General features: G+C 61.0%; 19 protein-coding genes and 2 tRNA genes. 8 read left to right on the top strand and 13 right to left on the bottom strand.

Annotation, left to right across the window (positions count from 1 at the left end; translation table 11 throughout):
- Nucleotides 1-239 precede the first annotated feature (239 nt).
- The 5 genes from QEP12_RS04270 (at nt 240) to msrQ (ending at nt 3827) form a co-directional block, all read left to right on the top strand.
- Complete coding sequence (locus QEP12_RS04270) at nt 240-821, top strand: recombinase family protein (protein WP_284213451.1); 582 nt, start codon at nt 240-242, stop codon at nt 819-821.
- Nucleotides 822-842: 21 nt separating this feature from the next.
- Nucleotides 843-1850: a heat-inducible transcriptional repressor HrcA gene (gene hrcA, locus QEP12_RS04265; RefSeq protein ID WP_219163791.1), complete on the top strand. Its 1008-nt coding sequence runs from the start codon at nt 843-845 to the stop codon at nt 1848-1850.
- Between the two features lie 52 nt (nt 1851-1902).
- A tRNA-Ile gene (locus QEP12_RS04260) sits at nt 1903-1979 on the top strand.
- A 240-nt stretch (nt 1980-2219) separates the two neighbouring features.
- Complete coding sequence (gene msrP / locus QEP12_RS04255) at nt 2220-3200, top strand: protein-methionine-sulfoxide reductase catalytic subunit MsrP (RefSeq protein ID WP_174864014.1); 981 nt, start codon at nt 2220-2222, stop codon at nt 3198-3200.
- 9 nt (nt 3201-3209) lie between these two features.
- Nucleotides 3210-3827 (top strand): protein-methionine-sulfoxide reductase heme-binding subunit MsrQ, encoded by a 618-nt coding sequence (gene msrQ / locus QEP12_RS04250; protein ID WP_284213450.1) that lies wholly within the window; start codon nt 3210-3212, stop codon nt 3825-3827.
- Nucleotides 3828-3892: 65 nt separating this feature from the next.
- On the opposite strand, the gene miaB is transcribed toward msrQ, so the two are convergent.
- The 6 genes from miaB to modA all read right to left on the bottom strand — a co-directional run bounded on the left by miaB (nt 3893) and on the right by modA (nt 9597).
- Nucleotides 3893-5221 carry a tRNA (N6-isopentenyl adenosine(37)-C2)-methylthiotransferase MiaB gene (gene miaB / locus QEP12_RS04245; RefSeq protein WP_284213449.1) on the bottom strand — a complete coding sequence of 443 codons (1329 nt, stop codon included), beginning with the start codon at nt 5219-5221 and terminating at the stop codon, nt 3893-3895.
- A 128-nt stretch (nt 5222-5349) separates the two neighbouring features.
- Nucleotides 5350-5727, bottom strand: coding sequence for a hypothetical protein (locus QEP12_RS04240; RefSeq protein WP_174862854.1), 378 nt, complete (start codon nt 5725-5727; stop codon nt 5350-5352).
- A gap of 34 nt (nt 5728-5761) precedes the next feature.
- Entirely contained in the window at nt 5762-6694 is a 933-nt protein-coding gene (fdhD, locus tag QEP12_RS04235; protein ID WP_284213448.1) for a formate dehydrogenase accessory sulfurtransferase FdhD, read from the bottom strand.
- 260 nt (nt 6695-6954) lie between these two features.
- Complete coding sequence (gene modC, locus QEP12_RS04230) at nt 6955-8037, bottom strand: molybdenum ABC transporter ATP-binding protein (protein WP_284213446.1); 1083 nt, start codon at nt 8035-8037, stop codon at nt 6955-6957.
- A 9-nt stretch (nt 8038-8046) separates the two neighbouring features.
- Entirely contained in the window at nt 8047-8733 is a 687-nt protein-coding gene (gene modB / locus QEP12_RS04225) for a molybdate ABC transporter permease subunit (RefSeq protein WP_284213445.1), read from the bottom strand.
- 108 nt (nt 8734-8841) lie between these two features.
- Nucleotides 8842-9597 carry a molybdate ABC transporter substrate-binding protein gene (gene modA / locus QEP12_RS04220; RefSeq protein ID WP_174862857.1) on the bottom strand — a complete coding sequence of 252 codons (756 nt, stop codon included), beginning with the start codon at nt 9595-9597 and terminating at the stop codon, nt 8842-8844.
- A 76-nt stretch (nt 9598-9673) separates the two neighbouring features.
- Between modA and QEP12_RS04215 the strand changes: the two genes are divergently transcribed.
- Nucleotides 9674-10489 carry a TOBE domain-containing protein gene (locus QEP12_RS04215; protein ID WP_284213444.1) on the top strand — a complete coding sequence of 272 codons (816 nt, stop codon included), beginning with the start codon at nt 9674-9676 and terminating at the stop codon, nt 10487-10489.
- A gap of 196 nt (nt 10490-10685) precedes the next feature.
- Nucleotides 10686-11207 carry a hypothetical protein gene (locus QEP12_RS04210; protein WP_174862858.1) on the top strand — a complete coding sequence of 174 codons (522 nt, stop codon included), beginning with the start codon at nt 10686-10688 and terminating at the stop codon, nt 11205-11207.
- Between the two features lie 108 nt (nt 11208-11315).
- Here QEP12_RS04210 and QEP12_RS04205 read toward each other — a convergent pair whose 3' ends face one another.
- On the bottom strand, nt 11316-12332 hold the full coding sequence (locus QEP12_RS04205) for a DNA/RNA non-specific endonuclease (protein ID WP_284213443.1): 1017 nt from the start codon (nt 12330-12332) through the stop codon (nt 11316-11318).
- A gap of 194 nt (nt 12333-12526) precedes the next feature.
- Between QEP12_RS04205 and QEP12_RS04200 the strand changes: the two genes are divergently transcribed.
- A tRNA-Arg gene (locus QEP12_RS04200) sits at nt 12527-12603 on the top strand.
- Between the two features lie 87 nt (nt 12604-12690).
- On the opposite strand, the gene QEP12_RS04195 is transcribed toward QEP12_RS04200, so the two are convergent.
- The 6 genes from QEP12_RS04195 to QEP12_RS04170 form a co-directional block, all read right to left on the bottom strand.
- Nucleotides 12691-14982 carry a CHASE2 and HATPase_c domain-containing protein gene (locus tag QEP12_RS04195; protein WP_284213442.1) on the bottom strand — a complete coding sequence of 764 codons (2292 nt, stop codon included), beginning with the start codon at nt 14980-14982 and terminating at the stop codon, nt 12691-12693.
- Between the two features lie 117 nt (nt 14983-15099).
- Complete coding sequence (locus tag QEP12_RS04190) at nt 15100-16833, bottom strand: FecR family protein (RefSeq protein ID WP_284213441.1); 1734 nt, start codon at nt 16831-16833, stop codon at nt 15100-15102.
- 24 nt (nt 16834-16857) lie between these two features.
- A complete protein-coding gene (locus tag QEP12_RS04185; RefSeq protein WP_284213440.1) occupies nt 16858-17544 on the bottom strand; it encodes a response regulator transcription factor in 687 nt (228 codons plus the stop codon).
- 42 nt (nt 17545-17586) lie between these two features.
- The gene (locus tag QEP12_RS04180) at nt 17587-18891 is read right to left on the bottom strand and encodes a tryptophan--tRNA ligase (RefSeq protein ID WP_174862860.1); all 1305 of its coding nucleotides are present in this window, start codon (nt 18889-18891) and stop codon (nt 17587-17589) included.
- 56 nt (nt 18892-18947) lie between these two features.
- A complete protein-coding gene (locus QEP12_RS04175) occupies nt 18948-19610 on the bottom strand; it encodes a site-2 protease family protein (protein ID WP_174862861.1) in 663 nt (220 codons plus the stop codon).
- Between the two features lie 49 nt (nt 19611-19659).
- Nucleotides 19660-20295 (bottom strand): L-threonylcarbamoyladenylate synthase, encoded by a 636-nt coding sequence (locus QEP12_RS04170; protein ID WP_284213438.1) that lies wholly within the window; start codon nt 20293-20295, stop codon nt 19660-19662.
- Nucleotides 20296-20301 lie beyond the last annotated feature (6 nt).

Below are 20301 nucleotides of genomic sequence, written 5' to 3'. Positions count from 1 at the left end.
GCTAAGATGCTCAGATGGCACTAGATACACGCGATTACTGGAAGCAAAAGTGGAACAAGCGTTCTGGCTACAAAGAAAACGCTGACTTTCGTATTGGCGTTGCTGAGCACAAAAGAAAGCACTATCGGAACGCTTGGATTAGAAATTTCCAAAACCTTGGCTTGTTTTTCGCCTTGGTCTCTATCGTTGTTTATGCCCTCAAGGCTTGGTTTCGGAGTTAGTTTGGGGCAAGTGAATCCATGTTGGTCGGCTATGCACGTGTAAGTACACAAGATCAAGACACCGCTATGCAGCACGATGCTTTAAGGCGTGCAGGTGTTCGAAAAATCTTCACTGAATCTGGTTCTGGCGTTGGCCCTCGTCCCGAGCTACAAAGAGCTATTGCTTCTTTGCGCCGTGATGATGTTCTCGTCGTTTGGAAGCTCGACAGAATTGCTCGTAGCTTGCCGGATTTGCTTTCAGTACAGCGTCGTTTGCGTGATGCTGGAGCTTGTATTCGTAGCCTTACCGAACCTTTGGATACCACCTCTCCGTTTGGTGAATTTACGTTTCAGGTTCTTGGTGCCGTGGCCCAGCTCGAGCGCTCAATGATTCGTGAACGTGTCATGGCTGGACAGGCTGCCGCTAGGGCGAGAGGTAAGAACTGGTCAAAGCCTCGGAGTATTCCTGCTGACGATATGCCTCTTATCGTTCAGCTTTGGCGTTCTGGTGCTTATACGCAGCCTGAACTGGCTGTGATGTGGTCTGTTTCAGTTGCTTGTTTGAGGGATTCGATTCATCGCCATGAAGGTCGTGGTCGTTGGTCTAAGCTTGTCGTTTAAATACATCATTAAAATCAAAACATGCTCGATGAACGTGCCAAGTTGTTGTTGAAAGCGCTGGTCGAGCGCTATATCTCGGACGGCCAACCCGTGGGGTCGCGCACGTTGTCGCGTGCTTCTGGTTTGGAATTGTCGCCTGCAACCATACGCAATGTTATGTCTGACTTGGAGGAGATGGGGCTGATCGTCAGTCCCCACACCTCGGCAGGCCGCATTCCCACAGCGCGTGGCTACCGCTTGTTTGTCGACACCATGCTCACTGTACAAAACAGTGGATTGATTGCTCCAGAACTGCCTGCTGAGCAGCCGCAAAAAGTCATCGCTAATGCCGCGCAACTGCTCTCGAACATGTCGCAGTTTGTTGGCGTGGTGATGGCGCCTCGGCGCAGCTCGGTGTTTAAGCATCTGGAATTCGTCAAGCTGTCAGAGCGGCGGGTGCTAGTCATCATCGTCTCCCCGCAAGGCGATGTACAAAATCGCGTGATATTTACCGATGTGGAGTTCTCATCGACGCAGTTGCTGGAAGCATCGAACTTCATCAATGCGCACTATGCAGGGCTTGATATGGAGCAGGTGCGCGAGCGTATGCAGCAAGAAGTGGAGCAATTGCGCGGCGAAGTCGCCAGCCTGATGCAAGCCGCTGTGAACGTCAGTGCAGAAGTCATGACACCAGCGCCGCAAGAGCAGGTCATCATTTCTGGTGAGCGTAATTTGCTGGCGGTGAGTGATTTTTCCAGTGATATGAGCAATCTGCGCCGCGCTTTTGATCTGTTTGAGCAAAAGACCCAAATTTTGCGCTTGCTGGATTTCTCCAGCAAAGCCGAAGGGGTGCGCATCTATATCGGCGGGGAGAGCCAAGTGGTGCCGTTTGAGGAGCTGTCAGTGGTCAGCGCGCCGTATGAGGTGGATGGGCAGGTGGTGGGGACTTTGGGGGTGATCGGCCCTACGCGCATGCATTACGACAAGATGATTCAGATTGTAGACATTACCTCCAAGTTAGTCAGTAATGCGCTGAGCCACCAACGCTAGCCGTTACAATACGCGAGTTTTGTGCGTTCCAACGAATGGGCAAAACCCGGTTGGGGCGTTAGCTCAGTTGGTTAGAGCAGAGGACTCATAATCCTTTGGTCGACAGTTCAAGTCTGTCACGCCCTACCAGTCAAATAAAGGAAAGCCTGCTTCGTTTTGCGTAGCAGGCTTTTTTCTTGTCTGGTAGCTTGGGTTTGGGAGACGTCCTGCTCTTTCCGGAGGTGCTGCAGGGTATATGGAACATTTTTCCATGTGAACAGTATTGGTACATCAGCAGCACGTGGGGCGCGAGGAACTTCGGCAGTAGTGTGTGACTCCTCATGAAGATGGCGCAAAACTTTTAGGCGCACCTGATTCAAGGACCTCAATATGTTGATTCAAACTGGCGCATCGGGTTTTATGCATCCCCACAGCAGCGAAATCACCCCAGAAGCCGCGTATTTGCAGCGGCGTGAATTTTTGCAGTGGTCTGCTGCCAGTGGCGTGGCTTTGGCATCGGGTGCGGCATGGGCAGAAAACAGTGCCTTTGCGGGGCTCAAGCCGGTGTCGGCAGTGGAATCAACGGTGTCCGGCGCGCGAGTAGCGGACAAGCTCACACCGTTTGCAGATGCTTCAAGCTACAACAATTTCTACGAATTTGGACTGGGCAAAGAAGACCCGGTGCGCAATGCACAGGCCATGCCGGTGCGGCCTTGGACGGTGCGTGTGGAAGGGCTGGTGAACAAACCCCAAACCTTGGATCTGGACGCGCTGCAAAAGCTCAGTGCGCAAGAGGAGCGTATTTACCGGCTGCGTTGCGTGGAAGGCTGGTCGATGGTGATTCCTTGGATCGGTTACTCGCTCTCCAAACTGCTGGCGCAGGTGGAGCCCCAGGGTAGTGCGAAGTATGTGGAGTTCGTCACGCTGGCCGATTCGCAGTCCATGCCAGGGTTGCGCCGGGCGGTGTTGAACTGGCCCTACACAGAAGGTCTGCGCTTGGACGAGGCAATGCACCCGTTGACACTGCTCACTTTTGGCATGTACGGCCACGAGTTGCCAAAACAAAATGGTGCTCCGGTGCGTGTCATGGTGCCTTGGAAATACGGCTTTAAAAGTCCCAAGAGCATTGTTGCGATTCGCTTGGTGGAAAGTGAGCCACGCACGGCCTGGAACAAGGCTGCACGCAATGAATATGGCTTTTATTCCAACGTGAATCCCGAGGTGCCGCACCCTCGCTGGAGCCAGGCCACCGAGCGCCGTATTGGTGAGGGCGGCTTGCTGGCACCCAAGCGCAAAACCCAGCTGTTCAACGGGTACGAGGAACAGGTGGCGCGGCTGTACGCGGGCATGGATTTGCGCAAGAACTTCTGAATGATCGGTATGCCGTTTTCTGGAAAAAGCCTGCAACGCATGGCACTGCACGGCTTGTGCCTGCTGCCTGCACTCTGGTTGGGGTATTTGGTAGCCACGGATGGTTTGGGGGCCAATCCTGCAGAGGCTTTGCTGCGCGCGCTGGGGTTGTGGGCCATGCGTTTTGTGTGCCTGGTGTTGGCGGTTACGCCGCTGCGCGTGTGGTTGCACTGGCGCTGGTTGGCAGGATACCGCCGCATGCTGGGCCTGTATGCGTTTGCCTATGCCAGTTTGCACTGGGTGTGCTACGTGCTGCTGGATATGGGGCTGGACTGGGGTGCTGTGCTGGATGATTTGGCCCAGCGGCCTTTTATTTTGGTGGGCACGCTGGCCTGGCTGATTTTGCTGGTGCTGGCCATTACCTCAATCCCTGCGCTGATCAGGCGGCTGGGGGGCAAGCGCTGGCAGGCGCTGCACCGCGCGGTGTACGCTGCAGCGGCGTTGGCTGTGCTGCACTTTTGGTGGATGCGCGCAGGCAAAAACAATCTGGCGGAGGTGGGTGTTTACTTAGCAATAGTGGCAGCGCTGCTGCTGGCACGGGTGGTCTTGCGCTATCAAAAAGCGCAGCAAAATAAACCCAGCGCGTAAGCCATTGTGGATGCTGCAGGCCGGGCCCCACCTGTGCAGGTGAGGCCCGGCTGCTACAGCATGGCTTAGTCTTGGATGGCGACTTCACCGCGCAGGGTGTAGGTCATGGCCTCGGTGATCTTCACATCCACCAGCTGACCAATCAGGCGCTCGTTGCCGGGGAAGTTGACCACGCGGTTGCACTCGGTGCGGCCCATCAACTCACCGTTGTCGCGTTTACTCAAGCCTTCGACCAAGATTTTTTGCACGGTGCCCACGCGCTCCAGGCTGATGTCCTTGATGTTCTGGTTGATCACGGCCTGCAGCTCCTGCAGGCGGCGCAGCTTCACCTCGTGCGGGGTGTCATCGTGCAGGTTGGCCGCGGGCGTGCCGGGGCGGGGGCTGAAGATGAAGCTGAACGAGTTGTCAAAGCGCACATCGTGGATGAGCTTCATCATTTTCTGGAAGTCTTCCTCGGTCTCGCCGGGGAAGCCCACGATGAAGTCCGAGCTCATCGCCATATCGGGGCGGATGGCGCGCAGCTTGCGAATCGTGCTCTTGTATTCCATAGCGGTGTAGCCGCGCTTCATGGCCATCAAGATCTTGTCGCTGCCATGTTGCACGGGCAGGTGCAGGTGGCTGACCAGCTTAGGAATCTTGGCGTAGGCTTCAATCAAACGGGGCGTGAACTCATTGGGGTGGCTGGTGGTGTAGCGGATGCGCTCAATGCCGGGGATCTCGGCTACGTATTCCAGCAGCAGGGCAAAGTCGCAGATTTCGGCCGTGTCGCCCATCTTGCCCTGGTAGGCATTCACGTTCTGGCCCAGCAGCGTGACTTCCTTCACGCCCTGGTCGGCCAGGCCCGCCACTTCCACCAGCACGTCTTCAAACGGGCGGCTGACCTCCTCGCCGCGCGTGTAGGGCACCACGCAGTAGCTGCAGTATTTGGAGCAGCCTTCCATGATGGAGACAAAGGCCGAGGCACCTTCCACGCGTGCGGGGGGCAAGTGATCGAACTTCTCGATCTCGGGGAAGGAGATGTCCACCTGGGGCTTGGCCTTGGCGGCGCGGGCGTTCAGCAGCTCAGGCAGGCGGTGCAGGGTCTGGGGGCCAAACACCACGTCCACATAGGGCGCGCGCTTGATGATTTCATCGCCCTCCTGGCTGGCCACGCAGCCGCCCACGCCAATCAGCACGCCTTTTTCTTTGAGGTGCTTGATGCGGCCCAGGTCGCTGAACACCTTCTCCTGCGCCTTCTCGCGTACCGAGCAGGTGTTGAACAAAATCAGGTCGGCTTCTTCCATGTTTTGCGTGGCTTCATAGCCTTGGGCAGCGCCCAGCACGTCGGCCATCTTGTCCGAGTCGTACTCGTTCATCTGGCAGCCGAAGGTTTTGATAAATACTTTTTTGCTCATGGTAGTCACCGCACAGCGACGCGGAATGCGGCTGTGCTTTCAAGTAAAAACGGCCGCCCAGGCAAGCAGGGCGGGCGGTATGGGGGGAGCGCCCTTACGGCGCGTGTCAGCGTGCGCTGCGTAATGCTTTAGCGCTTGGCTTTGAAAGAGGTCAGTTCCTCGGGGGTGAGGATCCAGGCCGTCAGCAGCCATTGGGTGCTGGCTTCGAGGACGTAGGCCACCTTCAGTTCCTGGCTTTGCACCGTGTGGGCAAAAATCAGTTTGTTGTCAGGGCTGAAGAGACGAAAACCGGGGGCTGTGCGAATAGCTTGCCCATTGATCTGGGCGTTGGGCACTTGGTCGATACGCAAAATGCCAAATTGCGCATGGCTGGGAAAGGGGCGCTGACCGACTTTGGGGGCGGTCACGGCCGTTTGCACTTGCGGCAAGGTGGTTTGGGCGGCGCAGGTCATTGCTGCGGCGAGCAGGGGCACGGCGACCAAAGAAGAAAGCAAGCAGCGATTCATGGTGTTCATCCAGGGGCTGACAGAGCGCCGTATTCTACGCAAGACGGGGTGACGGGGCGGGCTGCTCGGGTTCCGGCGCCGTCAAGTCAGCGTCATGCCTCCCTGCTGCATACAGCGTGGCCTGGGGGGGGCGGCACAGGCCCCAAAAGCGCAAACCGGTGAGTTCGGCCATGCGCACGCCCATGGCGGTGGGGGCCGAGATGGTGGCCAGGGCGCCAATCCCCAGCTTGGCGCATTTGCGCACCAGTTCATGGCTGCCGCGGCTGGAGAGCACCACAAAACCGGGTTCGGCCAGGCGGCCCGTGCGGGCCAGGCGGCCCAGCAATTTATCCAGGGCGTTGTGGCGGCCCACGTCTTCCACCACGTCGTGGACTTGCCCGTCCAGCGTGGCCCAGCCTGCGGCGTGAATCGCACCAGCCTGGGCGTTGAGCCGTTGCAGCGGGGGCAGGTTGTTGATGGCCTGGAGCACGGTGGGCAAATCCACCTGGGCCACCCAGTCGCGTGCGGGCAGGGCATCGAAGGACAAATCCAGTGCGGCAAAGCTTTCCACGCCGCACACGCCGCAGCCGGTGCGCCCGCTCATGCTGCGACGGTGGTCTTTCAGGCGGGCAAAGCAGCGTGACGCAATCTCCAGCTGCACTTCCATGCCATCCATGCCGGCGGGCAAGCCAGCAGCGGCGGCGGCCACGGGCGACACTTCCACGCCATAGCAGTCGGCAGCGCTGTCAATAATGCCTTCGCTCAGCGCAAAGCCGATGGCAAAGTCTTCCAGATCTAACGGCGTGCCCATCATCACGGCGTGAGCGATGCCGTTGAACACCAGGGCGATCGGCACCTCGCTGGCCAGCACGCGCTCTTGCATCTGTACGCCGCGCTCGGCGTGGTGCCACTGCACGGCCTGCGTGTGCAGCGCAGCGATGCGGGGGGCGGCAGAGAGCGCGCAGGTGTCGGCAGCAGAAGACGTCATGCGGCGATTATCCCCGCAGTGCGGCAGCCACCGCGTGCGTGCGGGTAGTACAGGTGCTTATCAAGAAAGAGGAGCTGCTAGCGCAGGTCAATGCTTGGTTTCAACATGTTTTGACATGAAAACCCAGTTAATCAAAGCGCTAGCAGCTCCTTTTTTAGGAAGGGCCTGTGAGGGCGCGGTGGATGGCGATGGCTCCGCAGCCCCAGCACAGAGACGGCCATGCCAAGGCCTGGTGCCAGTCTGAGGGTGGTGGGTGTCGGTCAATCTAGCAGCGCCACACTTTTGACCTGGATAAAAACCGACTGCTGCGGCTGAATGTTCAGCTGCTGCGCAGAGTGCTGGCTGATGCGCGCCAGCAGCGTGGCGCTGCCCGTACGCAGGGCCACCATGGCGTAGCCGGGGCTGTCTGCACGCACGGACTGCACCGTGGCCGGCAGGCTGTTGAGGATGCTGCTGTGCTGCGGGGGCTGCAGGCTCAGGCTGACATCGCGTGCCTGAATGCGCAGGCGGCGCTGGCTGCCCAAGGCGGGCGGCTGGGCGTTGATGAGGTGCAGCACGGCGCCATCAAAAGCGAGGGTGCTCAGGTGGGTGGCGGCGTCGTGCGCGGTGACCGTGGCGGTGAGAATGGTGGTGGCCGCATCGCCCTCCGTCAGCGGCAAATCCAGGCGCGCCAGCATGCTGGCCGTCGCGCCATGGGCCAGCACGCGCCCTTCGCGCAGCAGCACCAAGTGGCTGGCCAGGCGCGCCACCTCGTCCAGCGCGTGGCTGACGTAGAGCACGGGAATATCCAGGTGGGTCTGCAGCTTGTCCAGGTAGGGCAGCACTTCAGCCTTGCGCTGGGCATCCAGCGCGGACAGCGGCTCGTCCATCAGCAGCACGCGGGGGCTGGTGGCCAGGGCGCGGGCGATGGCTACGCGCTGGCGCTCGCCGCCGGAGAGGGTGGCGGGCTGGCGATCGAGCAACGCGGTGATGCCCAGCAACTCCAGCAGCGGCTCCAGCGCAATTGCTCGGCGCGCCGTGGGGGTGCGGCGCAGGCCGTAATGGATGTTGTCGTGCACGCTCAGGTGCGGGAACAGGCTGGCTTCTTGGAACACATAGCCCAGGCCGCGCTGGTGCGTGGGCACCCAGTGCTGCTGGGCGTCGTCTTGCCAGACGTGGCCGTTGACGGTGACGTTGCCGCGCGCACGCTCCAGCCCGGCAATGCTGCGCAGGCAGGTGGTCTTGCCGCAGCCCGAAGGCCCGAACAGCGCGGTAATGCCTTGGCCGGGCAGTTGCAAATCCACGTCCAGCGTGAAGTCGGCGCGTTGAAGTTGCAGGCGGGCGGAGATGGCTCGGTGGTGCATGGCGGGCGCTTACAAAGGAGAGCTGTGGCGGTGTGCGCGCGGTTGCAGCCAGTGCAGCAGCACCAGCACCCCAAAGGCAAAGGCCACCATGCCGCCCGCCAGCCAGTGGGCCTGGGCGTATTCCATGGCTTCTACATGGTCGTAGATTTGCACGGACACCACGCGGGTCACGCCCGGGATGTTGCCGCCAATCATCAGCACCACGCCAAATTCACCCACGGTGTGCGCAAAGCTGAGCACGGCGGCGGTGATGAAGCCGGGGCGCGCCAGGGGCAGCACCACGCTGAAGAAAGTGTCCAGCTTGCTGGCGCCCAGGGTGGCGGCCACTTCCAGCGGGCGCAGGCCCAGGCTTTCAAAGGCCCGCTGCAGCGGCTGCACGGCAAACGGCAGCGAGTAGATCAGCGAGCCGACCACCAGGCCGGCGAAGGTGAAGGGCAGCCGCCCCAGGCCCAGCCATTGCGTGAACTGCCCAATGGGGCCGTTGGGCCCCATGGTGACCAGCAGGTAAAAGCCAATCACCGTGGGCGGCAGCACCAGGGGCAGGGCCACGACGGCGCCGATCGGCCCCTTCCAGCGCGAAGACGTGTGGGCCAGCCACCAGGCCAGTGGGGTGCACAGCACGAGCAGCAGCACGGTGGTGACGCTGGCCAGCTTCAGCGTGAGGCTAATAGCGACCCAGTCTTCAGCAGAAAGCATGCCCAAGGTATGGCCTTTAATCTTAAAAAGTGAGCTGCTTGCGCAGTTAAAACAAGCGCTTCAGCATCAAAAAATGACGAAGTGCTTATAAATGTAGCGCTGGCTGCTTCAAAAAGCGTAGCCGTACGAGGTGATGATGGCGCGCGCCTTGTCGCCCCGGAGGTAGTCCATCAGCGCCTTGGCGGCGGCGTTGTCCTTGGCCGTGTTCAGCACGATGGCATCCTGGCGGATGGGTTCGTGCATGCTGGACGGCACCAGCCAGGCCGAGCCGGACTTGATTTTGCCGTCTTCCATCACCTGCGACAGGGCCACGAAGCCCAGCTCGGCATTGCCGGTGGCGGCGAACTGGTAGGTCTGGCCGATGTTTTCACCCTGCACGAACTTGGGCTTGATCTGCTCCAGCAGGCCCAGCTGGGTCAGCGTCTGCTCCGCGGCCAGGCCGTAGGGCGCCAGCTTGGGGTTGGCAATCGCCACGTGCTGGAACTTGCCGGTCTTGAGCACCGCGCCCTGGGCGTCGACGTAGCCGTCCTGCTTGCTCCACAGCACCAGCTGGCCCACGGCATAGGTGAAGCGCGAGGCGGCCACGCCTTTGCCCTCGCGGGCGATCTTGGCGGGGGTGGTGTCATCGGCCGACAGCAGCACGCCAAACGGTGCGCCGTGGTTGATTTGCGCATAGAACTTGCCGGTGGCGCCGAACGACAGCTCAGCCTTGTGGCCCGTGTCCTTGGCGAATTCCGCGGCAATCTTTTGCATCGGTGCGGTGAAGTTGGAGGCCACGGCCACCGAGATGGTGTCGGCATGTGCAGCACCGGCCCACAAGGCCGCAGCAATCAAGGAGGCACGCCAGCAAGACGGTGTGAACATATTCGCTATTCCTTTTGTGAATAGCGAAGTATAGCCATAGCGCTACCCCTTGGGTGAATAGCGGCATGATGTAGGCATGGCTCAAGCACATCCTGATTCTTTATCGCCCGTCCCCGGCTCCGCTGCACCCGCGCAACCCGCTCTGCTGCAGGCCTTGGGCCACAGTCTGTCCGATCGGCGCCTGCAAGTGCTGCGTGCGCTGGGTGAATGTGGCTCCATTTCGCAAGCTGCGCGCGCGGTGGGCGTGAGCTACAAGGCCGCATGGCAGGCAATTGACACCTTGAGCAATTTGGCGGGCGTGCCGGTGGTGGCCAAGTCGGTGGGTGGCGCTGGCGGCGGCGGGGCCACATTGACAGCGGCAGGGCAGGAATTGCTGCGCGCCGCGCAGGCCATGGCGCTGGCGCGTGGTGCGGTCATGCAGCAGTTGCAAGCGCACAGCCCCGCGGCTGCCGTGCAGCGGCTGGGTATTCAAACCAGCATGCGTAACCAGTGGCCTTGCGTGGTGCAGCAGGTTGAGGTGGCGGGGCCGCTGGCCTTGGTGCAGGTGCAAAGCCTGCATGGTGATGTGCAGCTGACGGCCCGCATCACCGCAGAAAGTGCGCAGTTGCTCGGTCTGCAGGCGGGCATGGCGGTACTGGCCATGTGCAAAGCCACCGCGGTGCAGGTAGTGGCCGAAAATGCGGCGTCATCGATTGCAGGCCATGCCGGCAACACATTGCCGGGCAAGGTCACACGCGTCACCCAGGGTGCTATTGGCGACGAGGTGGCGGTACACATGGCGGCCGGCGTGCAGTGGGTGGGCTTTGCTGTGGCTGGCAGTGGTTTGCGTGCTGGGCGCAAAGTGCGGGTGCACATGCCGGAATCTGCGGTGGTGCTGGCACTGGCGCCGTAGGCGGTGGACGTTGATCAATGTCAAGCCTCTAAGTCATATTGGCGGTGATAGTGTCCAATTGCAAAAAGAAGGGCAGCAAGGTCAAGGTTATCACGGCCTTGAAAAAGCCAAAGACGCTGGCTTTTTGCCACAATAAGTACTTTGATGGAGTGGTGAGTGCCTGTACTTCACAGGCTGATCTGAAAGAAAAAACGCAGTGAGCATTTTTGATCGGTTGATTTCGACATTGACAGGCAACGAAGAGGCTGCCGCCCCTGCGCCTGCCAAAACACCCAGCCCAGAGCCAGAGGGCGACGGCAAGCGTTCACGCTTTATGGGCCGTGAAGGCGCGGAATCTGCATCTGAACCTGTGGTGGTGGAGAAGGGGCTGGAAGGCCCGTCCATGATCTGGTTGCACGTACAGCCTGCAACCCAGCGTTTGCTGCTGGTGCCAGACCTGGGGGTGGCCGAGGGCGAAGAGCTGACGGGCAAGATGACCGAAGATTTGCGCCGCGCGGGCCTGTGCGAAGCCGTGGCCTACCACGCGGGCTACGACCAGTACTGGAAGATGCCTTCGCAGGAAGCCATCTTGCGCACCCCGTCGCTGTATGAAATTCCCACGCCGCTGCTCAACCGCATCAAACTGGAAACACGTTTGGTCAAACAAGGTGAGCCCCGCGGGTTTTGGATGCATGTGCGCATCCGCAGCGCGCAGGAGTTGCAAGGCGGGGCGGCATAAGCTGGGGCCCAAAGGCTGCAGACGCAAGCGTGCTACTTTCCCCGGATTTTTGTCCAAAAGCGCCTCTGCCGAGGCGCTTTTTTGTGCCTGCAAGCCTTTGCATGGGCCTTAGCGCAAGCTGCCTGTCACCGGCAAACCGTCCAGCAAGGACCAGCGTGTGCGCTGCACAAAACTGGCGTAGTCCATGGGGCGGGTGATCTGGGCATCTGCCCGATTGGGCAAGACGTAGGCCCAGGCGCGTTGTCCGGCTTCGTCGTAGACCAGCTTGAACAAGTGGCTGGGTATCCACACTGCGTTGCTTCCCACGGTTTGGGTGCTGCCTTCGTGCAGGGGGCCGGAAAATACATACACATTGCCAGCAGCGCGCAGCGCGTACTTGCGGGTGTCGGCCTCCAGTTTGGACCACAGCTTGCGGTTGTGCGTCGGGTCTTGGGGCACCATATTGCTCAGGGCAAACGATTGCGCCATGGCAGCCTGCGAAGGCTGGTTGGCGGCGGCGGACAGGTGTCCTCGGTCAAAGCCGCTGTTTTGGTAGTCACTCAATGTGGCGCGCCATGCCTGCGGAATGCGGCTGTCGGCGTAGAACTGGTCGCTGCGCGCAATGTCAGCTGCCTGGAGCATGCGCGAACGGCTGAGCTTTTCGACCACCACCATGGGGGTTTTGGTAAGTCCCGAATACAGCACGGCAAAAGCATCGGAGCACAGGGCTAGCGGTGCCCATTGCATGCTGATGGCGGAGACTTGCAGCGGGCGCTGCGCGGGGAACTGGTCGGCACAGGCCGCGAATTCGCCTTGGGTGGCGGTCGTAGGTGACGTGGCCGGTGGGGCAGCGGCAGGAATGAGCTCGGTCGCTTGCTCGCGCAGCACTTGCACGGCGGTGCCGGTGAAGGTGGTGCTGAGTGAGCGAATCCCCGCCCGCAGCGCATCCAGCCACTGGCGAGATGCCGCGCTGAGCATGTTTTCTGGCGGCTCCAGAATCAGATTCAGCGGCTGGATGGGCTGACTCAAAATGGCATTGCCAAAAATCGCACCCCAGACAAAGCAAGCCATACGGCTGGTCAGGCGCTGGCGCAGTCGGCGCAGCCAAGTCACAGGAGGGGAAGATTTCTTCTTACGCGTAGCCATGGAACATGCAATGGGGCCGCTGTCTGCTAGTAGGCCGATAGCATGCAACGCTCGAATTCTAAGGCTTGGAAGCGCTTTTGATGGTTAAAAACTGTATGGGAATACAGTGGTATTCGCCATGCCGCTCAAGAATTCAAGGAATTTCATGGTTTTGGAAAAAGCATTCCAAAAACGTGCATATAATCGTGGCTTACGCGGCTGTAGCTCAGCTGGATAGAGTACTTGGCTACGAACCAAGGGGTCGTGGGTTCGATTCCTGCCAGCCGCACCAAAACGACAAGCCTCAGAACTGCAAAGTTCTGAGGCTTTTTCGTTGGTGCCGCCCTTCTCAGCCTGGTGCGAGGCTGAGCGCTGGGTATCAGGCCGCAGCGCTGGCCTGGGGCAGGCGCAGCGTAAAGCTGGTGCCGTGCCCTGCTGCGCTGTGCACGCGAATGCTGCCGTCGTGCTGCACGGCCACGGTATGTACATAGGCCAAACCCAGGCCGATACCGGGAGTGCTGCTGCTTTCATGCTGGGCTTGGCGGGTGAAAGGCGCAAACAGCCGCTCTTGCTCGCTGGGGCTGATGCCTTCGCCTTGATCGCGCACGGTGATGCACCAGTCACTGCCTTCCAGCGCCAAGCTGCAAGATACCGTGCCTTCGATGGGGCCGTATTTGATGGCATTGCTCAGCAGGTTCACGCACGCGCGGCGCAGCATGCTGGCATCGCCCAGCACCCAGGCTTCTTCTTCCTGGGGCATCCAGTCCAGCTCTACCAAGCGTTCATGTGCTGCTGCCCAGGTGTCATCCAGCGCTTGGTCAATGATGGCGCCCAGCTCCACAGGGGCACGCTGTACGGTGGTGTTTTGGGCACGTGCAAGGTGCACAAAGTCGTCGGCCAGCGCCAGGCCGCTGCGGGCGTAGCGCTGGATGCGCTCCAGCAAGGGGGTAGATAGGGTGTCACTGCAGTGCTCGCCAAAGTGCTGCTCCATCTCGATGACCGTCAGGATGGCGCTGATGGGAGCGCGGATGTCGTGCGAGATAAAGTGCATGGCCTGGTCACGCTGTGCCATGGCTTGGCGCAAAGCACTGATGTCGACCAAGCTGACAAGCCAGCCTGTCTCCCCTGCCACGCTAAAGGGCTGCGCCAGCATGAGCAGGCTGTTTTGGCGCACATCCATGCCTTCGCGCTGGATGGTTTGTGTCAGCGGTGGTGGTGCATTGCGGTCCCACAGGGGCAGCAGGCTGCCGCGCTCCATGGCGCCCTCCAGCAAATCGGTAATCGGCTGCTGCACTTGCAGCGTGCGGCCCAGGCTGTGCGCATAGCGGTGCGCGGCGCTGTTGGCCAGCACAATGGCTCCCTGCGGGTTGCAGGCCAGGGTGGGCGATGGCAGTTGCAGCAAGGTCTCGGTCACCAACTGGTGCAGCTGGCGCAATTGCTGGGAGGCTTGTTCCACTGCCGCAATGCGGTGCTGCAAAAAGTCACCGCTGATGGGGGCCGGGTTGGGGGTGCCCAGGCCCTGCAGGCGCAGCCCTTGCATCTCCTGGTTCAAAAAGCGGGCGGCAGCGTTCAGGCGGCGCCAGCTCCACAGCGGGTAGGCCAGCGTCAGCGCAAGCAGTGCGGCGGCGGGGCTAAAGCTGGTGTGCCACAGCGCAGGCGCGGCCATGTGCACCAGCAAGGTCAGCAGCGCCAGCCCTGCACAGGTGAGCAAGGCTGCCGAGGGGCCCAGCACCCACAGTGCCACCAAACCCAGGGCGACAGGCACCATGTTCAACCAACGGTTGGCCCATGGGCTGGCGCTGGTGGTATGCTGGTTTTGCTGTGCGCCGCTGAGGATGTGGCTCAGCAGCTGCGCGTGGTAGGCGGATGCGGTGTCGGGGCCACTGGGCGTAGCCAGCGCCGTGCCCAGGCCTGCGGCGGCCGTGCCAATGACTACGTGTTTGTTGCGAAAGGCCGAGGCGGGAATCTGGCCGCGCAGCACATCGATGTAGGCGTACATGGCAAATGGCGGCTGGCCTTGGGCCAAGGCAATGTGTGTCAGCCCCTGGCGTTGCCAGGGTGCGGGTTCGGCGGGGGCTTTGTGCTGCGTGGTCTGGCAATCTGGCTGCTCAGGCGCTGTCACGCAGAGCATGGACAGCCCCAGATACAGCCAGGGCTGCGGGTCTAGGCCTTCGCGGGCATAAAAGCGGCGCACACCGCCATCTTCGTCCAGCGGCACATGCACATGGCCCAGGCGCGCAGCGGCTTGGGTAAAGAGAGGCAGCGGCAAGGTGGCGCTGTGCTCGTCCAGGCCGCGTACCACGGGCAGTACCACGCGGCCGCTGTGGGCCATGCTTTCGGCCAGCACCAGATCGTCTTCGGGGAAGTCGAGATCAGGCTCTGCCAGCAAAAAATCCAGCCCGATGGATTGAGGTTGCCCCGCGCTGATGTGCTGGATCACATGGGCATGCAAAGCGCGGCGCCAGGGCCAGCGGCCAATGCTGGCCAGACTGCGCTCCTCCACCAGAACCAGCACCACATCGGGGGAGGCTGGGGGCTGGTGCAGGCGCAGTGACAGGTCTTGCAACCACAAGTTGGCACGCACGAGCTGCTGCGGCCCAGACAGCCACAGTGTCAGTGCCAGCAAGGCGGTGGCCATGCAGAGCCACTCCAGAGACAGTGAACGTTGCATGCGCAGGGGGGGACTAAGAAAAAGAGAGCTGCTGGCGCTTGTTAAATAAAGCTTTGCATATGAAATGCATAGAAAAGCCTTTCTGCATGCGCGCTACATGCTCTCTTTTAAGAATAATCACTGGTGCGTAATCCCCAGCCCTGTGCCGGAGCTGACGGGTGCGCCGAAGCCATCGCGCACCAGCGGCAGCACTTGCACGCTGCGCAGGGGCGAGAAGGCGCTGCGCAAGCCCGATGGGTCTTGCACCTGGATGCGGATGTGCCATGTACCTGCGGGCAGGTCAGCGGCGGTCCAGTGGGGGTGCTCCAGCACAGTGTCCAGGGCAGGCTGGCTATTGCTGTCGGTGCTGGCAAAAGCTTGTAGGCGGAAACGCTGACCTGCTTCAGCAGGCCAGTGGATGGTGGAAATGCCCGCTTGCGTCTGCACTTGCAGCGCTTGCAAGGAAGGCGCCTGGGGCCTGGCCGCAATCTGAAAGGTGTGGGCCGCTGCCCAAGGGCCTTGGTCTTCGCGGCCCTTGACCATGCGCACGCTGGCGGCGCGCCAAGCGTAGTTGCCTGCGGGCAGGCTGCGCAAATCCATCGCGCATTTGGTGTCGCTTTGGCTGCGCAGCAGCGGCTGGGCAAATGCAGCGGCAGGCACGGCAGATTGCACGTGGTCAATGGCAATGACTTGGTGGCGGTATTGCACGGCCCCATCTACGGGCGTGCATTGCAGCTGGGCTTCGCTTTGTGCCAGCACACTTGCGGGCGCGGGTGTTTGCACCAACGGCGGTACCGGGTGTGCTTTGACGCGCAACGGCACCGTGGCGGGAATGCCGCTGATGCCCTGGGCATCGATGGCGCGCACATGCAAGAAATAATCGCCATCTTCCAGCGCAGCAAAACGCGCCAGCGGGCCGCTAAATTGCCCGCTGCGCAGCACGTGCTGGCCTGGGGCGTCCTGGCTGACGCTGACACGCCAGCCCTTGGCGGGAGCCCATGCCGGCATGGGAAGGTGGAGCCATTGCGCATCTTCATTCAGCGCTGGCAAGTCTTGGGCGGAAGGCGCAGGCAGCAGCGTGGTGACACTGCCCGCTTGGCCATCGGCTGACACCGCAATGCCGGTGTACTTGTGCAGCAGCGCAGTTGGTGAAGGGTGGCCGGCATCGGCCAGCGCCTGTACCGCCACGCGCCCTTGCAGCACGGCGGCCGTCGTGTGGCCCTCCGCCGCCAGCTGCACATCAAACACGGTGCCGCGTACGCTGGTGGCTGCCACGGGGGTGATGACTTCAAGCTGTCGCTGTGCGTCAGGCTTGCCGGGAACCTGGATTTCAACGCCCCCGCTTTGCACCTCCAGCACCGATTGCAGGCTGCCCGCACGGCCACGGCGGCGCAGCTGGCTCAGTGCCAGCTGCGAGGCAGATTGCACGTGCACGGTGCTGCCATCGGCCAGCTTGACTGCAACAAACGCATTCGGTGCCAGCGTAAGGCGGTCACCTTCTTGCAAGGCCATGCCGCGTGTCGCAGAGGCCGTGGCGCCGCTGCGCTGCACGTGGGCATCGCCATGCACATAGTCCACCGACGCTGTGGCCGCGCGCAGCAGCTGACGGGGAATTTCCAGTATCGAGCCGGGCTGCAGCCGGTAGGGGCTGGCAACGCGGTTGTGGCTTTGCAAAGCAGGCCATAAGGAGGCATTACCCAAGTAGCGCAGCGCCAGATGTTCCAGCGTGTCCCCCTGCAGCACCTTGTGCTGGATGGTGCTGCTGCGCAGTAACGGGGTGTTGTTTTGTGCAGCGGCAGCAAATACGGCGGCTGTGCATGCCAAGGCAACGAGACTGGCCGGGCGGACAAATAGGGTTGCGAAGGCGTGCATGGGGCAATCGGTGTGAGGGCGAAGCTAGATCTCGTGGCTGTCCAAGCGGTAGCCCAAGCCGTAGACGGCAGCAATCGAATAGCGGTTGCCCGGGCGCAGTTGCAGCACCTGGCGCAGACGCGATACATGCGTGTCCAGCGTGCGCGACAGCACCTCGGAGTTTTGCCCCCAAACGGCTTCGCGCAAATGATCGCGGGACATCAGGCGGCCAGCGTTTTGAAACAGCAGCAACGCCAGTGCAAATTCACGGTAGGTCAGCACCACCTCTTTGCCACCAAAAGTCACGCTCAACGAAGAGCGTGTGAAGGTGTAGGGGCCAAAGGTTTGCACATCGTCGGTGCATTCCGGGTACGCCCGGCGCAGCAGCGCATGCATGCGGGCTTTGAGTTCTGCCACCCGCACGGGTTTGGTCATGAAGTCATCCGCCCCGCATTGCAGGCCTTCGACAATGTCGCGCTCCTCGCTGCGGTGCGTGATGAACAAGATAGGCAGGGAGGCATCCAGGTGTTGCCGTGCCCAGCGGATGACTTCGGGGCCGCTGGTGTCGGGCAACTCCCAGTCCACGATCAGCATGTCAAAGGTTTCCCGGCGCAGATCCTGCAAACAGGCTTGCCCTGTCTCATAGAGCTGGCAGGTGTTGCCCATTTCTTGGATCACACGCTCCATCATCTCGAGCAGCAGACGATCATCATCCAAAACAGCAATACGCATGCAGATGCTCCCCTCTGTGTCTGTATGGGTCGGCGCTGGGGTTTAAGCCTTTGCCGCCTCTTGCAGTGTGTGCAGCGCTTGCGCTACGTCGCTGTGCGTCACGCCGTCAGCCCATTGCAGCATGGGCGCCAGCGCCGTCAAGGCGTCAGCACCTTGCTGCTGCAGCTGCGCGATGCTTTGGCCCGCCTGCTTGGGCTGTTCAAACCCTGTGCTTTGCAGCAGCAATTGACCGTCTGCCGCCATGAATTTGAAGTAGAACTTGCCGTCAGATTCGCGGTATTGCTTGAAGCTGGGCAGAGCAACTTTAGCCGCTTTGGCTTTGTGAGAGCCACCGTCTTGGCTGGCCAGGCTGCGCAGGCCGACGGCAGCACGCAGCTTGGCAATGAAAGGACGGCTCAGTGCGCGGGCACGCTCGGCACCGATTTGCAAAGCAGCTTCCACTTTCTCGGGGTGGGCCATCAGGTCTTCATAGCGCTCGCGCATGGGGCTCAGCTCGGCATCAATGCGCTCAAACAGCATGGTCTTGGCCTCACCCCAGGCAATGCCGTTGGCAAAAGCCTGGCGCATGGTTTCGGTTTCTTCGGGGGTAGCAAAAGCCTGGTAGAGCTGGAACAGTGCCGAGCCTTCGGTCTCCTTGGACTCACCGGGCGCGCGCGAGTCGGTGACGATGCTGCTGATCAACTTCTTGAGTTCATTGCGGGGCGCAAACAGCGGGATGGTGTTGTCGTAGCTTTTGCTCATCTTGCGCCCATCGAGGCCCGGCAAGGTGGCCACGCTTTCTTCAATAGCCGCCTCGGGCAGTACGAAGTGCTCGCCATACAGGTGGTTGAAGCTGGACGCCATGTCGCGCGCCATTTCAATGTGCTGGATTTGGTCACGGCCCACGGGGACTTTGTGGGCGTTGAACATCAAGATGTCGGCGGCCATCAGCACGGGGTACATGAACAGCCCTGCCGTGACGCCGTCGTCCAGATCCTTGCCCGCTTCGGCATTTTTATCCTGGGATGCCTTGTAGGCGTGGGCGCGATTGAGTACCCCCTTGCCGGTCACGCAGGTGAGAAACCAGTTCAGCTCTGGAATTTCTGGCACATCGGACTGGCGGTAAAAAACTACGTGCTCCGGGTTGAGGCCGCAAGCGAGCCAGCTGGCAGAAATTTCCAAGGTAGAGCGGTGGATACGGGCCGGGTCTTGGCACTTGATCAGCGCATGGTAGTCCGCCAGAAAATAAAAATTGTCTGCGCCGGGCTGTCTGCTGGCGGTCACGGCGGGGCGGATAGCACCCGCGTAGTTGCCCAGGTGCGGGGTGCCGGAAGGGGTAATGCCAGTCAGGAAACGGGTGGTGCTCATAGCTCTATCAAGTTCAAAGTCAGGGCTTGCAGTGCCATCACTGCAAGCCAAAAGGGTTAGCGCAGCAGGGCCAGCAGGGGGGTGATGAGCAAGTCAATCACCTCGTAGCCCACATTCATGAGCGGGCGCAGCCAGTAGGTGCCCACCACCCCGAGCAACACCAGGCCCAGCACGATGAAAAAACCGTAAGGCTCCATGCGCGAGACCGCGATGGCTTGCTTGGTGGGCAGCAGGCCGACCAGGATGCGGCCACCATCCAGCGGTGGCAGCGGAAACAGATTGAAGGCCCACATCACCAGGTTGACCAAGATGCCTGCGCGGGCCATTTCCATGAAAAAGCGCTCTTGCACGCCCACCGCCACCAAGAGGACCAGTACCACCGCCCAGCCAATTGCCTGGATGAAGTTGGACGCTGGCCCTGCCAAGGCCACCCAGATCATGTCGCGCTTGGGGTGGCGCAGATTGCCAAAGTTCACAGGTACCGGCTTGGCATAACCAAACAGGAAGGCGCCGGAGGTGGAAAAGTACAGCAGCAAAGGCATCAAGATGGTGCCAATCGGGTCGATGTGCTTGATGGGGTTGAGTGTGATGCGCCCGAGCATGGACGCCGTGTGGTCGCCAAAGTAACGAGCGGCATAGCCGTGGGCTGCCTCGTGCACCGTGATGGCAAACAGCACGGGCAGGGCATAGATGAGGACGGTTTGGATGAGTTCTTGCACGCAGCGATTGTCGCAAACATCGCTGAGGCTGTCTTGCGCTGGGGCGACGCTACAAGCCAATCGCTTGCAAGCTACCCGCACCTTGGCGCATGACAACGGGGTCTCCACCACCAGCCATGGGAGTTAAATCCAAAACGGTGGTGGGCTCCAAGGGGCAGGCGCCCGCATCGACCACGGCATCCACGGCGTGTTCGAAACGCTCGCGAATGGCCTGCGGGTCATTCATGGGCTCGGTTTCTCCGGGGGCAATTAAGGTGGTGGCCAGCAAAGGTGCTCCCATCAACTCCAGCAGCATCTGGGTGCCTTTGCGATCAGGCACGCGCAAACCAATGGTTTTGCGTGAGGGATGGCTTACACGCCGGGGAACCTCTTTGGTGGCGTCCAAAATGAAGGTGTAGGGCCCGGGTGTACCCAGCTTCATCAGCCGGTATTGGCGGTTGTCCACCACCGCGTAATTGGCCAGCTCTGACAGATCGCGACAGAGCAAGGTCAGGTGGTGCTTGTCATTGACCTGGCGAATGCGGCGCAGACGATCCACGGCGTTTTTGTCGTCCAGCTGGCAGACCAGTGCGTAGCTGGAGTCAGTAGGCAGAGCCAGCACCCCACCTTTTTGCAAAATGGCCACCGCCTGTTTGAGCAAGCGGGGCTGTGGGTTGTCAGGGTAAATCTCAAAGTACTGTGCCATGGGGAG

Source organism: Comamonas jiangduensis (genome assembly GCF_030162955.1).
Classification (GTDB): domain Bacteria; phylum Pseudomonadota; class Gammaproteobacteria; order Burkholderiales; family Burkholderiaceae_C; genus Comamonas; species Comamonas jiangduensis.
Note: the sequence above shows the minus strand (reverse complement) of the source record. Positions and strands in the feature narration are given on the sequence as shown.